We start from the raw sequence: 14,831 nt of genomic DNA, 5'->3' as shown, positions 1-14,831 counted from the left end.
GCCTTAACGAAGTTACCAAATCATTTCTGCAAATTCAGGGTGATCAACAAATGGGTTACGATTTCCTTGGAATTCAAATGCGGCTTGGTTTCTATCAAGTTCAAGCTGACTAACAGGGTCGTCGTTATGCCATTTTAATAGCATCGCAATGACCCAGTTCTCGAACACCTGACTTGATGAGCCATTAAGCACAGCATTGCTATACGTTGTGTTGTTTTGCCAGTTAGCAATCACATTTTCATAGCGTGTTGCCATGTAAAAATAAGCCCGTGCAAAATCACCTTTAAACTCATCAATCGGTTCGAATACCGTACCTGAGTAATTTAATGAGCTAGCGGCACTGCCTAATTTGCTTCCATTACTAGAGGTGTAGCTTGCACTGGCGACTTCGCCGAAAGGGTAGTTACTGCGTTTTGAATTTACATAGCCATCAGTGGCAAAGATATGATGTACATCTGAATTCATGGGCTCAACAGTGCCACCAAACCAGCTTTTTGGGAACGAATGCTCGCGGTTATAGCAATCAGCTTCACTGTTGTAGGTACCGCACTGGTCGCTAACAGCAACATAGTTATAGCTGTCTTGGCCTGCTGGATTCTCTGAATAACGGTCTAAAATTGAGTTATCATTCTCAAAGTATTTATCACGCGATGCGAGGTCGTAAAATCCCCAAATAGCCGAATAACCTTGTGAGTTATGATCCTTAATTATGTTGTACAGTTCCGTTTTTAAAGCATAGCCTATAAGACCTTGAGTCGTTACATAATAACCTGTCGGTTCTGTTGGTGTGGTACCGCCGCCATTCCCGCCGCCAGTGTTATCACCTAAACTAAACGGTGTAGCCTCTGAGCTTTGGAAGCTTGCGCCACTGGCAAGCACAGTTTGACCTAAAGAAAGACTGTAGCTGCCATTACCGAATGAACAGCACATGCCATCACCGTAACTATCAAAAATAGTGAATGTGTAGTCACCATCAACTAAACAGGCTTGCTCGTTATAGTTCGTATTAGCAGCGTAGCTGCCGCCTGATGCTACTGTGCTGCCTTGAGCATTGGTAATTTGCCAACTAGTCTCTTCACCATAGTTGTCGGTGGTGAGGGTAAGAGCGACTTGGTTATCTGTACAGCCCCCCGCAGGTGGAGGCGGTGTGCCAGTGTTTGGCGCAAAGTTATCGACATAAACAACTTCGCTGCCATCAAAGCCCGTTACGTCGTAAAAACGTAATCCTACATCGATAGAGGTTGTTACTGATGCGGTATATTGATAGCTGATCTGTTGCCATTGATTTGTTAATGCTGAGTTTGAATAACCTTGGTAGCCATCAACGACAAGGCGTGCCTTCACCCCCCCTTCGGTATGATAAACCCACGCCGAAAACTCATAGCTTTCACCCGCAACGACATCAACCATTTGTAATAAATCAGTATTACTTTGCATACCTGTATTCACTGTAACGCGAGCTGAGTAGTTACCCGAGTAAACCACATTACTGTTGCTGCTGAGATTTATACCACTGTCAATTGTGCTCCAACCTGAGGGGGCACCTGCTGACCAAGTTTCGAAATCAGCATTGTTGATATTCGCCATTGCTGAACTTGCTAAACACAGCAAACTGCTGGCTAGCATTATTTTATTACATGTCCCGTGTGACATTATTGTTTCCTTTTCATTGTTATATTGTCTGTTCTTAAAATGAACACAGCGAGTATAGGCTAAACACGGTATGTTGCAATAATGTTAATTGGTAAAATATTTATTCGACTAAGTAAGCATTTAATCTGTTTTTTATAGTAAATATGAAAATTAATAACTAAATGGAATATCAAAGCAGATTCTATTCTTTTTTAATCGCGCGAGACCTCGTTATTCTTCACGCTCAGATAAACTTTTAAAAAGCATCGTTTGAGCTCTTTTAAAGTCGAAAAAATTGTTAGTGAAATGCCAGTAGCAAGGGGTTTCGCAGTTAACTTTCAGGGTTACGAGGAATAAATTCATGTTGTTGAGTCAACTAAATGCAGCGGCGAGCCCGCTATCGCAAGAGCAAGTACAAAAGCTGCAAGGCTTAGTGGCTGAACTTAATCCAATTCAGCAAGCGTGGGTAAGTGGTTACTTAGCTGCAAGTGCTAATGCGGGTGCATTAACAGGGGGCGTTGCTGCGGCACCTGCTGCAGGCGATGCTGCACCACTCACTATTTTATACGGCTCACAAACAGGCAACGCCAAAGGTGTTGCAAGCAAATTAAAAGAGCAAGCTGAATCACGTGGATTAGCAGTAAAACTAGTCAATATGGCAGACTACAAGCCTACAGCCCTGAAAAAAGAAAAATTTATCACTGTTGTGGTATCAACATACGGTGAAGGTGAGCCACCTGAAGATGCAGAAAGCTTACATGAATTCTTAACCACCAAAAAAGCACCTAAATTAGATGGTGTAAAGGTAGCAGTAATTGGTTTAGGTGATTCAAGCTACGAATTCTTCTGCCAAACAGCAAAAGATTTTGAAGAGCGCTTCAATAAACTAGGTGCAGAAACTATTTTCCAACGCGCAGACTTAGACGTTGATTACGATGACGAAGCTGCAAAATGGATAGACGGTGCGCTTGATGCATTTGAACCCGACCTAAAAGCACAGCAACAAACAAGCGGTGGTCAAGTGGTGGCAATGCCATTTGGTGCAGCAGCACCAGCAGCAAGTCAATACACCAAACAAAACCCGTTTGCCGCTGAGCTTAGTGTGGTACAAAAGATCACAGGCCGTGATTCAACGAAAGATGTACGTCATGTTGAGATTTCTCTAGAAGGTTCTGATATTACCTATACACCGGGTGATTCGTTGGGTGTGTACTTCTTAAATGACGAAGCGCTTGTTGATGAAGTACTTGCGCTTACACAAATCGATGCATCGAGCACGGTTAAACTAGGCGACGAAACGCTAAGCGTACGTGATGCACTGATTGAAAAGTTAGAATTAACGCAGTCTTACCCTGGCTTTGTTGAAAAATACGCAACAGCAACGGGTAACCCTGAATTATTAAAGCTTGTTGAAGATAAAGCGGCTATGCGTGAGTACATTGAGCCTCGCCAAATCTTCGATATTATTCGTCAAAACCCAGCAAAGCTTGACGCACAAACGTTAGTAGATTGCTTACGCAAACTACAAGCGCGTTTATATTCGATTGCATCGAGCCAAGCCGAAGTTGAAGAAGAAGTGCACTTAACGGTTGGTCTGGTTGAGTTTGACGCATTTGGCAGCGAGCACTTAGGGGGCTGTTCTGGTTATTTAGCGCGTCGAGCTGAAGAAGGCTGTAAGGTAAAAGTATTCAGTGAGCATAACGACAACTTCCGCTTACCAGTAAGCGACGAAACGCCCATTATTATGGTGGGTCCGGGTACCGGTATTGCGCCATTCCGTGCGTTTTTACAAGAACGAGACGCCCGTGAAGCAAGTGGTAAAAACTGGCTATTCTTTGGTAACCCACACTTTACGCAAGACTTCTTGTATCAAGTAGAAATTCAAGGCTACTTAAAGTCAGGCTTACTCACTAAAGTGGATGTGGCATTTAGCCGTGACCAAGCGGAAAAAGTTTATGTTCAAGACAAACTACGTAAAAACAGCAAAGAGGTGTTTGCGTGGTTAGAAGCCGGAGCACACATCTATATTTGTGGTGATGCTAATCGTATGGCGAAAGATGTGCACCACGCACTGGTTGACATCATCAAAGAAAACAGCGGCAAAGATGATGAGCAAGCTGAGCAATACTTAAAAGATTTACGTAGCGCCAATCGCTATCAGAAAGACGTGTATTAAACACGTTTAAAAGCTAACAGCCGTCACCGTAACAAATTTAGGAAATACCATGAGCGAACAAGACAAAAACGTAAAGCTTTCTGATAACGAGCGTTTGAAAAGAGAAAGTAACTTTTTACGTGGCACCATTGCACAAGATTTAAAAGATGAAATCACCGGTGGTTTTACCGCTGATAACTTCCAGTTGATCCGTTTCCACGGCATGTACCAGCAAGATGACCGCGATATTCGCGCTGAACGTGCTAAACAAAAGCTAGAGCCGTTACACAATGTTATGTTACGTGCGCGTATGCCTGGCGGTATCATCAAGCCTGAACAATGGTTAGCGATTGATAAATTCGCCGACGAGAAAACCAGCTACGGCAGTATTCGTTTAACAACACGCCAAACGTTTCAGTTTCATGGTGTACTTAAGCCCAATATTAAAGGCATGCACCAAATGCTTAATAGCGTGGGCATTGACTCAATTGCGACCGCGGGCGATGTGAACCGAAACGTACTGTGTACGACGAACCCAGTTGAGTCAGAGCTTCACCAAGAAGCGTACGAGTGGGCCGCAAAGATTTCTGAGCATTTATTACCAAAAACCAAGGCTTATGCTGAGATTTGGTTAGATGGCGAAAAGAGCGAAACCACCGAAGAGCCCATTTTAGGCTCAACGTACTTACCACGTAAGTTTAAAACGACGGTAACGATTCCACCGAATAACGAAGTGGATGTACACGCCAATGATTTAAACTTTGTGGCAATTGCAGAAAACGGCAAATTAGTTGGCTTTAACGTGTTAGTGGGGGGTGGTCTTGCGATGACTCACGGTGATACAGCTACGTATCCACGTAAAGCTGATGACTTTGGTTTTATTCCACTTGAACACACATTGAAAATTGCTGAGCACGTGGTGTCTGTTCAACGTGATTGGGGTAACCGTTCAAACCGTAAAAATGCAAAAACCAAATACACATTAGACCGTGTTGGTTCGGATGTATTTAAAGCGGAAGTTGAAAAGCGTGCTGGTGTTAAATTCGAAGACAGCCGCCCGTATGAGTTCACTCACCGTGGTGACCGTATTGGCTGGGTAGAAGGCATTGATGGTAAGCACCATTTAACGCTGTTTATTCAAAGTGGCCGTATTTTAGATTACCCAGATAAACCACTCAAAACGGGATGCCGTAAAATTGCTGAAATTCACCAAGGTGATTTCCGTATGACGGCAAACCAAAACCTGATCATTGCTGGCGTTCCCGCTGATCAAAAAGCCGTTATCGAAGAGATTGCTCGTAATCATGGTTTAATTGATGACAGCCATACTGAGCAACGTAAAAACTCAATGGCGTGTGTGGCCCTACCAACGTGTCCATTAGCGATGGCAGAAGCCGAGCGTTACTTACCAAGCTTAATTGAGAAAACAGAAGCGCTCTTAGCGAAACACGGTATGGGTGATGACAACATTATTATGCGTGTTGTGGGTTGCCCGAATGGCTGTGGCCGCGCGATGTTGGCAGAAGCAGGGCTTGTTGGTAAAGGCCCGGGTAAATACAACGTGTACTTAGGTGGTAACCGTGAAGGCACGCGTATTCCTAAATTGTATTTAGAAAATGTTGGCGAAGATGTCTACCTAGATGCATTCGATAAGCTCATAGGCCAATGGGCGAGTGAGCGTAATGACGGTGAATGTTTTGGTGATTTTGTTATTCGCAAAGGCATTGTTGCTGAAGTCAAAGTTTCAGTAACCGATTTTCACGCATAATTTTAAAAGCGATACCGCTTTAAGGTTTGGAATTAACCATGAGTGAATTTAAAAACATCTTAACGATGAGCAAAGAAGACCAAACAGCCATGCTGGCTGATATTAACGGTCTTCTTGCTGAAAAAAGCGCTGAGGAGCGTGTTGCGTGGGCACTTGAAAACTTACCAAGCACGCACTTTTTATCGTCTAGCTTTGGTATACAAGCCGCTGTGATGTTGCACTTAGTGACATCGCAGCAGCCAGATATTCCTGTGGTACTGACTGATACTGGTTATTTGTTCCCAGAGACATATCAGTTTATTGAACACATGACAGAACGGTTATCGCTGAATCTTAAAGTGTACAAGTCTGAGCTCAGCCCTGCGTGGCAGGAAGCGAAGTTTGGTAAGCTTTGGGAGCAAGGAGAGGCGGGTATTAAGCAGTACAATCAGCTTAATAAAGTTGAGCCAATGACCCGCGCATTGAATGAGCTTAATGCGGGTACATGGTTCAGTGGCCTTCGTCGAGACCAATCATCGTCGCGTGCTGATAAACAAATAGTTGAAATTAGCCGTGGTACAGTGAAAGTATATCCACTGATAGAGTGGAATAATCGCGATATCTATCAGTACCTAACGAAACATGATTTGCCGTACCATCCGCTTTGGGAGCAAGGCTATGTGTCAATGGGTGATGTGCATACAACACGTAAACTCGAACCCGGTATGACTGAAGAAGAGACTCGTTTCTTTGGGTTAAACCGTGAGTGTGGTTTACACATTGATGGTGACGGTATTTAGTCCTAATTTCCTATCAGAAAATTCATAAAGCGCGACATCGGTTGCGCTTTTTTTATACCAAAAATGTATAGTCCATGGCTCAATCGAGTGAGAGAAAATCATGAGCCGTTTAGTTATATTATTCTTGTTGTTTAGTCCATTGTGTTTAGCCGATACGCTTCGTATAGGATTGCCTGATAGCGATTATCCTCCTTATCATTTTATGGCCGGTAAAGAAGAGGGCATTGTGAGCGATTTACTGAACCGTTTTGCAAAACAATATGGAGTGAGTATTGATTACTTTTATGTGCCAGAGAAACGTTCACAAAAAATGCTTGATGAAGGGTTACTTGATGGTCGAATCGAGTCTGTAGAGTGGTATGTTGGACAGAATCAATACTATTGGAGTGATGCGCTCGCGATGGTAGAAGATGTATTGGTCATGCCAAGTGGCTGCCATATTCCTATGATTGAACAGCTTGCCGGGTATGTGCTTATGGCGCGTTATGGCTACACCTATCCCGAGTTCGAACACTTATTTCAATCGGGTGATATGCACAGAGAGAATTTTTACTCAGAATTTGAAATGCTACTTGCCTTAATGGATTGGGAGCATAACCAACGCGTCGCAGTGATTTCTCGGGATGCCTTAACGTGGTATGTTGCTCGCAATAATGATTTCAAAAAGTTTACTGTGAGTGATTACTCTGTAGGCAAAGCGCCATTACAGTTACAGTTTGCGTTTGATGAACGTGGTAAAGAGACCAGCAAACAATTTAATGACTTTCTGAAAAATCTCAAATCATCAGGAGAGTTTGCTAAGATAATGAATAACTACCAATAACGGATAAATTGGATCATGAAGCGATTTTGCTATCTTGCAGTAATGCTATTACTGACCAGTATTGTGCTGCTATTTTATATAAAAAAGCCCGATGGTCAGCCTTACTTATCGCTCAGCATGTTGCAACGTTATTCACAACAAGTAAGTCATGATGTCACTGAAAGCGCGTCACAAAATGTTGAGTCGTGGGGTGTTAAAGCCGAGCAGCTTTTAAAGCAATTTAGCGAGCCTGATAATGGTCATGCAGCTGTTGTGGTTTATAAATGGCAAGATGAACAAGGACAGTGGCATTTTGCAGATACACCTCACCCACAATATGCGAGTACGTTGGTGACGTTAGACTCGCGAGAAATTACGGTGCTACCCGCAGAGAGCTTTCAAGCAGACCCCGAAAGCAAGTTAACTGATACACAGGTTAAATCAGCTGCAGATTCGAATTTATACGACCCTAAAAAAATACAACAACTCATACAAGATACTGAGCAAATAAAGCAGCAAATTGAGCAACGTAATAAGCAATTAGAACACTAAACGTGCGTGTTTTTTGTGGTTAATTCGCTTTCAAGCTTCATTAAAAGAATGGTTAAATAAATCTTTGTCGGTAATGAAAATAATACGCCTACCGCGATACAAGCCGCACTGATCATAATGCCGTGAACACCTAGGCTTTCATCTAAATAGTTACTTGCTAACAGCGAGTGGCCTAAAATAATTAAGCAAATACCTAATATAATAAACACCTTAAGGGTTCTTATAATATTTTTTTCGGTCATTTTAAGCACCAACATTTAAAGTCGTAATTAAAGTGTAGGTGCTATCTGACTTAGACGGTTTGTTTTAAATCAAGTAATGATTGGTTACTTATTGAGCTTTACTGGGCCGTTAATATTGTCAATACTTAAGTCGCCAGAACCAGCCTCAATGATAGTGAGTCCAAGGGTATCATTGACATAAATACTGCCAGAGCCATCGGTGATGGTAACGAGCCCTTTTATGTGTCTTACATCTATATCACCAGAGCCGTCTTCGATAGTGAGCGCACCACCTAATGTTTTAACGCTAATACTACCTGATTCATCAATGATACGTGCTGGGCCTTGGCTATTCTCGATGCGAATATCTCCAGAGTCATCTTCAATATCAATACGGCCTTGACCTTGGTCTATTATAATTGAGCCAGAATCGTCTTCTATGTTGATATTGCCGCTTACATTACTAATGTGAATGTCGCCAGAGTCATCATCAAGACGAATATTGCGACCTCCTTCAATCACAATGGATCCTGAGTCATCATCAATACTGATATCGCTTTGCATAGCACGTATGACGATATCACCTGAATCATCATCAATATCAAGTTTAAGCTGTGCTGGCACAGATACGATTAAATCGATATGAGGTGATGAGCCACTGTAAAACGACACGCTACCATTATTGAGTTTACTGATAAGCTCTGCTGTGTCGCCGTGTTTTTCAAGTGTTAGCGTATAGGTTTCATCGCCTTTAGCCGCATAGATATTGGCATTCACTGTGATAGCTGTGGCATTGCTGTCGCCTTTGATGATCAGTGAGCCGGCTTCGGCATCGATTTTTAACTGGCTTACATTTGCAGCCGAAACGCGTAAGTCTTGTTGTTTTTGTTCAGCAAACTGATCCGCAGATACATGAATAACACAGCCGGCTAATAATAAGCTCGATGAGATGGCAGTTGCGCACATCGCGCGTTTGAATGATGCAATAGTCATATGGATTCCAAAATTATTGTGATTTTTATCTGGTTAGCATTTGCAAATTATGATCCAAGTTTAACATGCTGATTTTTATGTTTTTTTCATTTTTTGTAACTAAGTGTACTGGTCTAAACTGCAATTTATTGGTGTTTTTAAAAAAAAAGGGGCTGAAATTTCAGCCCCTTAGTTAACTTAAAAGTGATTATTGCTCAGCCAGCATATTACGAAGTACATACTGTAAAATGCCGCCGTGTTTGTAGTAATCCCACTCTTTGGGTGTATCAATTCGCACATCAACACTAAAGCTAACTTGCTTACCTTCGCTGTTAGTTGCAATTACGCTGACTTCATTGGTTTTGTCGTATAAGCCTTCAAAATCAAAGGATTCTTGACCAGTCAAACCAAGCGATTCATAACTTTCACCCTCTTTAAATTGAAGCGGTAATACACCCATACCAATCAGGTTAGAGCGGTGAATACGCTCATAGCTTTGCGCTATGACTGCTTTTACACCCAGTAATAAAGAGCCTTTTGCAGCCCAGTCACGTGATGAACCGGTCCCATACTCTGCACCAGCCAAAATAATCAATGGGGTACCGTCTTGTTGATACTGCATGGCCGCATCAAAAATGCTGGCAAGTTCATCTGTTGGTTGTATGCGTGTGACACCCCCTTCAGTGCCAGCAGCAAGTAAGTTTCTTAATCGTACATTGGCGAAGGTGCCGCGCATCATGACTTCATGATTGCCTCGACGAGAGCCATACGAGTTAAATTGTGCTTTTTCTACACCATGTTCTTGTAAGTACAAGCCAGCAGGAGCATCGGCTTTAATCGCCCCCGCAGGTGATATATGGTCGGTGGTGACTGAGTCTCCAAGTTTTGCTAAACAACGTGCTCCACTGATCGTGGGGATACCGGGCGGTTCTATTTCCATGCCATCAAAAAATGGCGCTTTTTTAATGTAGGTTGATGCGTCATCCCAATCATAAAGCTTACCTTCAGGGATTTGGATTTTTTGCCAGCGATCATCACCTTGATAAACATTACCGTAGCTCGATGCAAACATCTCTTTGGTGACGGTATCACGCACTAACTCACTCACCTCACTCACACTTGGCCAAATGTTCTTTAGATAAATGTCGTTACCATTGGGGTCTTGTGCCAAGGGTTCATTGTATACATCAATGTCGGTGCGTCCCGCGATAGCGTAGGCCACAACAAGCGGAGGCGATGCTAAAAAGTTCATTTTAACATCTTGATGGATACGGCCTTCAAAGTTTCGATTGCCCGATAAAATAGAGCTTACAACAAGTTTGTGCTTCTGAATTGCTTCACTTATTTCATCAGCGAGCGGGCCTGAATTACCAATGCACGTGGTACAGCCATAACCCACAAGGTTAAACCCAAGCGCGTCTAAATCATCCATTAAATTCGCTTTTTTCAAGTAATCAGTGACCACTTGAGAGCCTGGCGCGAGTGATGTTTTAACCCACGGTTTTACTTTCAACCCTAGCTGTTTGGCTTTTTTAGCAACTAAACCCGCCGCCAGAATAACGCTCGGATTTGACGTGTTTGTACAGCTTGTTATTGCTGCAATGACACACGCACCGTCTTTTAACTCAAACTCTTCACCTTTAAAGTTAACTTTGGCTGCGCCCATATATTGCGCTTCGTTAACAGGATCATCCGGATTTGTTGTCGGACCTTCATCTTCGATACGTGCTTCTTGAGTATCACTTTTATCACGCTGTTGCATGCGCTCATTTTGGAAAGCTTTTAAGTGCTCCCCAATCACCTCGCCTGCTTTATCAAGGGCAATACGGTCTTGCGGACGTTTGGGACCAGCAAGGCTAGGCACTACATCATCTAAAGACAGCTCTAATGTGTCGGTGTAATGTGCTTCGTCGCCTGGGTTTCGCCACAGTCCTTGGTGTTTGGCGTAGTCTTCGATTAGCTTCAGCTGTTTTTCATCGCGATTTGTTAAACGCAGGTAATTAATCGTTTCATCATCAATCGGGAAAATACCGCATGTTGCACCATACTCAGGTGCCATGTTTGCGATGGTAGCGCGGTCTGCAAGTGGTAAGTCAGCAAGGCCATCCCCATAAAACTCAACAAATTTACCCACGACACCATGTTTTCGCAGTATTTCGGTTACTGTGAGCACTAAATCTGTGGCGGTTGTGCCTTCGGGCAAGCGACCATTGAGCTTAAAACCAACCACTTGTGGAATTAGCAAGCTAATGGGCTGACCAAGCATGGCCGCTTCGGCTTCTATGCCACCGACACCCCAACCAAGTACGCCTAAGCCGTTAATCATTGTGGTATGTGAATCTGTGCCGACTAGGGTATCTGGATAAGCGAGGGATTGACCATTTTTTTGATCGTTAAACACCACACGGGCCAAATACTCTAAATTAACTTGGTGTACGATACCGGTTGCGGGTGGCACCACTTTAAGGTTATCAAAGGCTGTTTGTCCCCAACGTAAAAATTCGTAACGTTCTTTATTTCGTTCATATTCGAGCTTGGCGTTTAAGTCGAACGAGCCATCTTCGCCATAACCATCAACTTGTACAGAGTGGTCTATTACGAGTTCCGCAGGTGACAGTGGATTAATTTTAGCGGGGTCTCCGCCAAGTTTTTCCATGGCGTCGCGCATTGCGGCTAAATCAACAATCGCAGGGACACCTGTAAAGTCTTGCATCACCACGCGCGCAGGCGTAAAGGCAACTTCGGCGGAGGGTTTTGCTTGTGGATCCCAGTTTAGAAGTGCGTCTATATCTTGCTTTTTAATGTTTACGCCATCTTCGTTGCGTAATAGATTTTCTAACAATATTTTTAATGAAAAAGGCAGGCGTTTGGCTTTGTCACCAAGACCTTGTAAAGAGTGGATATGATATTGCTCACCATTGATCGTAAGCTGTTTTTGGGTATCAAAACTGTTATTCATTATTTGCCCCTGTGGTTTACGCAAGCAATGCTCGCTTTTTATGTTTCCTTTACGAGATATCTGCAAACTTAATACCAGCTATTAAAATTCACCGTGCTGATGAAAAAATATGCTATCTAATTATAGTTGATGCCGATGCAATTTATTTCAAGGGGAGAGAGCAATAAAAGAGCAGTAATTAGACAGCAGCTCATAACATAGACTGACGTTAAGTTAGCCAATGCTGCTGTTTTGTGTGATGGCTAACAAGCAACAATAATAAGCCAATTACAATCACGCAAAATGGCATTGCCAAAGCACTAAAACCAAAGAGGGCGAGGCTATCGATTACGATAAAGTTGTAATACTGCTGGACTAACACAGCGACAAACGAAATAAGAAACAACTCTCTCGCGAGGGCTTTTTTAGCAAGCAATAAAATGCTTGCTAAGCAGGCTGAAAACACCGCTATCGCAAAGGCAAGCGTTGACCACAGCGGGATATCACGGTATGCGGCTTGTTGATCGAGTGGTAATTGGTCAATCATCTCTGGGGTAATGAGTAGCTGCATAATAAGTGCAATTACCCCGAGTAGATTCCAAACTAATGCGGCCCATGCAAGTGGTTTGAGCCAAGCGGGAGAAGTCATAAATCACCTTTACATTGTTATTATCAAGCACAATTAAAGGGGATAAATATTAACTAAGCAAGGCTAACCAAAAGAAATAGGGCGACGACCTGTTTTTTCGTCTACTTTAGGCTTTTTAGTGCGCTTACGTTTTTTGGCTGTTGATGCGCTGCTCTCTTGCGGGGCGTTCTGTCGTTGTTGCTCAGGTTGTTTTTCTGGGCGAGGGTTCGGTATTGCATCTTCACTTAAGGTTAATTGAAATTGCTCACCATCAAACGAAAGTACGTCGCCACTGTATAATTTTTTCCGTTTTATTGTACAAATTTCATAGTTAACTCCAACATAACCTTCACCGATTAAGGTCTTTGCTTGGCCACCTGTCTCAACTAAATCGAGCACTTTAAGTAAGTTACATAACTCTATTGGCTCTTCTTCAAGCTCAATTTCGATGAAATCTTCGTTCATGTTGGTCTCTCATAATTTAATCGCAGCCATTATAAAGCCTAGCACTGGATTGAACCAAGGTTAAATTTTTAAGCGCTTCACATACTTAAAAAATGAGCACAAAAAATAATGACGTATTTTGCAGAGTCGTAAGAAAACTGCAGTATTTCATAAGTACACTGCGCGCGTCTCGATATGGTGCGCTACTTGCTAAATGCAACGTCGTTTTATTTATTATTCGTTCAGGAGAAGTCGTCATGGGCGTTAGGTCAGTACTGAAAAAAGAACTAATGGGGTTAGACGATACATCGTTACTTGCAGCAGATGATGTGCGTGCATTATTAACCCAAACAATGAAAGCGCAGCCTGATAAATCAGAACAAGGCTTTGCATTAATTTCGCGTTTTAATGATAACCACAGCCAGCTTGCCTATGGAGAGAAGAGTAAAGAAGAGTTACTTGAGTATCAGGTTCACCGCTTATTTAAAGATATTCTTTACACTCGACGCAGTGTTGATAAATGGCTAAGTCACCATTTAAATTAGTTGATTAATCAGCTTTTCTCTAATAGACTACATTTGTAATCTATTGGAGGGAATAGTATGAACAGGATGTATATTTGGTGTGTGCTGCTATTGTTAGTTGGTTGCCAACAGCCAACTGTTTATGTTTATACAGAAAACTTAGACGCACAGCAGCAAGCTCAGCTCGATTTAGCCTTAAGTGCTCAGCGTTTACCTTATAAATACACGCAACTGAGTGTGCCGCGAGAGTTTGGCGACGCGACTTTGATGTTATCCGAAGATAAAATTTTGACTGAACAGACTGAGATCTTAGCTGGCATCATGCAGCGACTGGGTTATCAGCCTGAGATCAAATACACCACCGCCGCAAATCACTTTTACAATCATGGCAATATTGGCTTTTACTTAAAAGCACCGAGTGAGGAGGATGAAATTTCTCTGCCTAATCGTGTTTTCACAACACACTGCGATGAGGATAAGTTTAATGGACTGATGGTGACATTTACCGAGAAGCACGCCGAGTTTGTGCTACCTGGCGGGACCCCTGTATCACTTAAGTGGGATTATTTGTACGGTTATCTGGTTATTTATTATAAAAACTATTCACAGACCTACAGCCATTCAACACCCTATGTAAGTACACCTTTTGGTGAAAAGCCAACAGATACCTATCGATATACTATTAGGGTTAATCAGCCTAGTTGGTTAAATTGCTCGTTGCAAATAGTCTATATGGACTAAAAAATCTTTACCTCAACTAAACTTGAGGTTTTAGCATGGCTGTCATCATTACTTATAAGGACATGCCATGCAAAACTACATTAAACATTATCTAAATTCTTTGGCTATTGATTACATTAATGAAGACAGAAATCTTGCATTGATTGAGCGTTTACAAGCGGCGCATTTAGCTCGCTATAGTTTCAGCAGTGTCAATGCATTACAGGCTAAATCACTGAGCCTTGATGACGATAAAGTGTTTTCACGTTTAATTAATTTACAAGAAGGAGGTTATTGCTTTGAACATAACAAGATCTTCTTTCTTGCGTTGGTCGCACTCGGTTTTGATGTTGAAATACTCATAGCGCGGGTGATGCTTAACGGCCGTGAAGAAAACCCTCGCTCGCACCGATTAACAAAATTGACACTCGAGGGTAAACACTATTTGCTCGATGTTGGCTTTGGGGTAAGTACACCGGTAATCGCATTGCCAATTGATCAGTCGTCACGAGTCAGTGAAGGTGTGAACTTATATGAAATTAGCCGACGTGACAGGCTAATACCATTCCGCATAAAGATTAAATCAACTTTATCCATTCCCGATTACATATCTTCATCACTCGCTCCGGTATTGAAATAAAGTGATTCCATGCTTTTGAAACTTCATCAACAATTTCGTCATAGCCCGAAAACACT

General features: G+C 42.5%; 14 protein-coding genes. 8 read left to right on the top strand and 6 right to left on the bottom strand.

From position 1 onward, the window contains the following. Positions 1-12 precede the first annotated feature (12 nt). A complete protein-coding gene (locus JIG41_RS14750) occupies positions 13-1,653 on the bottom strand; it encodes an endonuclease (RefSeq protein ID WP_199525018.1) in 1,641 nt (546 codons plus the stop codon). Between the two features lie 340 nt (positions 1,654-1,993). Here JIG41_RS14750 and JIG41_RS14745 point away from each other — a divergent pair, with 340 nt between their 5' ends. From JIG41_RS14745 to JIG41_RS14725, 5 genes are all read left to right on the top strand, one after another. After that, positions 1,994-3,808, top strand: a complete 1,815-nt coding sequence (locus JIG41_RS14745) for an assimilatory sulfite reductase (NADPH) flavoprotein subunit (protein ID WP_036974194.1) — start codon at positions 1,994-1,996, stop codon at positions 3,806-3,808. A 49-nt stretch (positions 3,809-3,857) separates the two neighbouring features. Continuing rightward, positions 3,858-5,555: an assimilatory sulfite reductase (NADPH) hemoprotein subunit gene (gene cysI, locus JIG41_RS14740; protein ID WP_065978922.1), complete on the top strand. Its 1,698-nt coding sequence runs from the start codon at positions 3,858-3,860 to the stop codon at positions 5,553-5,555. A 38-nt stretch (positions 5,556-5,593) separates the two neighbouring features. Next, on the top strand, positions 5,594-6,334 hold the full coding sequence (locus JIG41_RS14735) for a phosphoadenylyl-sulfate reductase (RefSeq protein WP_036974190.1): 741 nt from the start codon (positions 5,594-5,596) through the stop codon (positions 6,332-6,334). Between the two features lie 100 nt (positions 6,335-6,434). Beyond that, positions 6,435-7,157, top strand: coding sequence for an ABC transporter substrate-binding protein (locus JIG41_RS14730; protein WP_074989649.1), 723 nt, complete (start codon positions 6,435-6,437; stop codon positions 7,155-7,157). A gap of 15 nt (positions 7,158-7,172) precedes the next feature. Next, positions 7,173-7,688 (top strand): DUF4124 domain-containing protein, encoded by a 516-nt coding sequence (locus JIG41_RS14725; RefSeq protein WP_199525017.1) that lies wholly within the window; start codon positions 7,173-7,175, stop codon positions 7,686-7,688. Here the strand turns inward: JIG41_RS14725 and JIG41_RS14720 are convergent. From JIG41_RS14720 to JIG41_RS14700, 5 genes are all read right to left on the bottom strand, one after another. Then, positions 7,685-7,930 carry a hypothetical protein gene (locus JIG41_RS14720; RefSeq protein ID WP_036974184.1) on the bottom strand — a complete coding sequence of 82 codons (246 nt, stop codon included), beginning with the start codon at positions 7,928-7,930 and terminating at the stop codon, positions 7,685-7,687. The genes JIG41_RS14725 and JIG41_RS14720 overlap by 4 nt on opposite strands. Positions 7,931-8,014: 84 nt before the next feature. Continuing rightward, a complete protein-coding gene (locus JIG41_RS14715; RefSeq protein ID WP_199525016.1) occupies positions 8,015-8,902 on the bottom strand; it encodes a DUF4097 family beta strand repeat-containing protein in 888 nt (295 codons plus the stop codon). Between the two features lie 187 nt (positions 8,903-9,089). After that, positions 9,090-11,840 (bottom strand): aconitate hydratase AcnA, encoded by a 2,751-nt coding sequence (acnA, locus tag JIG41_RS14710; RefSeq protein WP_036974180.1) that lies wholly within the window; start codon positions 11,838-11,840, stop codon positions 9,090-9,092. A 208-nt stretch (positions 11,841-12,048) separates the two neighbouring features. Further along, positions 12,049-12,468, bottom strand: a complete 420-nt coding sequence (locus JIG41_RS14705) for a hypothetical protein (RefSeq protein ID WP_199525015.1) — start codon at positions 12,466-12,468, stop codon at positions 12,049-12,051. Between the two features lie 63 nt (positions 12,469-12,531). Next, positions 12,532-12,912 carry an RNA-binding S4 domain-containing protein gene (locus JIG41_RS14700; RefSeq protein ID WP_036974175.1) on the bottom strand — a complete coding sequence of 127 codons (381 nt, stop codon included), beginning with the start codon at positions 12,910-12,912 and terminating at the stop codon, positions 12,532-12,534. Between the two features lie 236 nt (positions 12,913-13,148). Between JIG41_RS14700 and JIG41_RS14695 the strand changes: the two genes are divergently transcribed. The 3 genes from JIG41_RS14695 to JIG41_RS14685 all read left to right on the top strand — a co-directional run bounded on the left by JIG41_RS14695 (position 13,149) and on the right by JIG41_RS14685 (position 14,775). Beyond that, positions 13,149-13,436: a hypothetical protein gene (locus tag JIG41_RS14695; protein ID WP_036974174.1), complete on the top strand. Its 288-nt coding sequence runs from the start codon at positions 13,149-13,151 to the stop codon at positions 13,434-13,436. A gap of 57 nt (positions 13,437-13,493) precedes the next feature. After that, positions 13,494-14,156 (top strand): hypothetical protein, encoded by a 663-nt coding sequence (locus JIG41_RS14690; protein WP_036974172.1) that lies wholly within the window; start codon positions 13,494-13,496, stop codon positions 14,154-14,156. 67 nt (positions 14,157-14,223) lie between these two features. Beyond that, positions 14,224-14,775 carry an arylamine N-acetyltransferase gene (locus tag JIG41_RS14685; protein WP_199525014.1) on the top strand — a complete coding sequence of 184 codons (552 nt, stop codon included), beginning with the start codon at positions 14,224-14,226 and terminating at the stop codon, positions 14,773-14,775. Positions 14,776-14,831: the final 56 nt, after the last annotated feature.

Origin of the sequence: Pseudoalteromonas sp. bablab_jr011 (genome assembly GCF_016464045.1) — a bacterium.
Lineage (GTDB): Bacteria > Pseudomonadota > Gammaproteobacteria > Enterobacterales > Alteromonadaceae > Pseudoalteromonas > Pseudoalteromonas lipolytica.
This window is presented reverse-complemented; position numbering and strand designations above follow the sequence as displayed.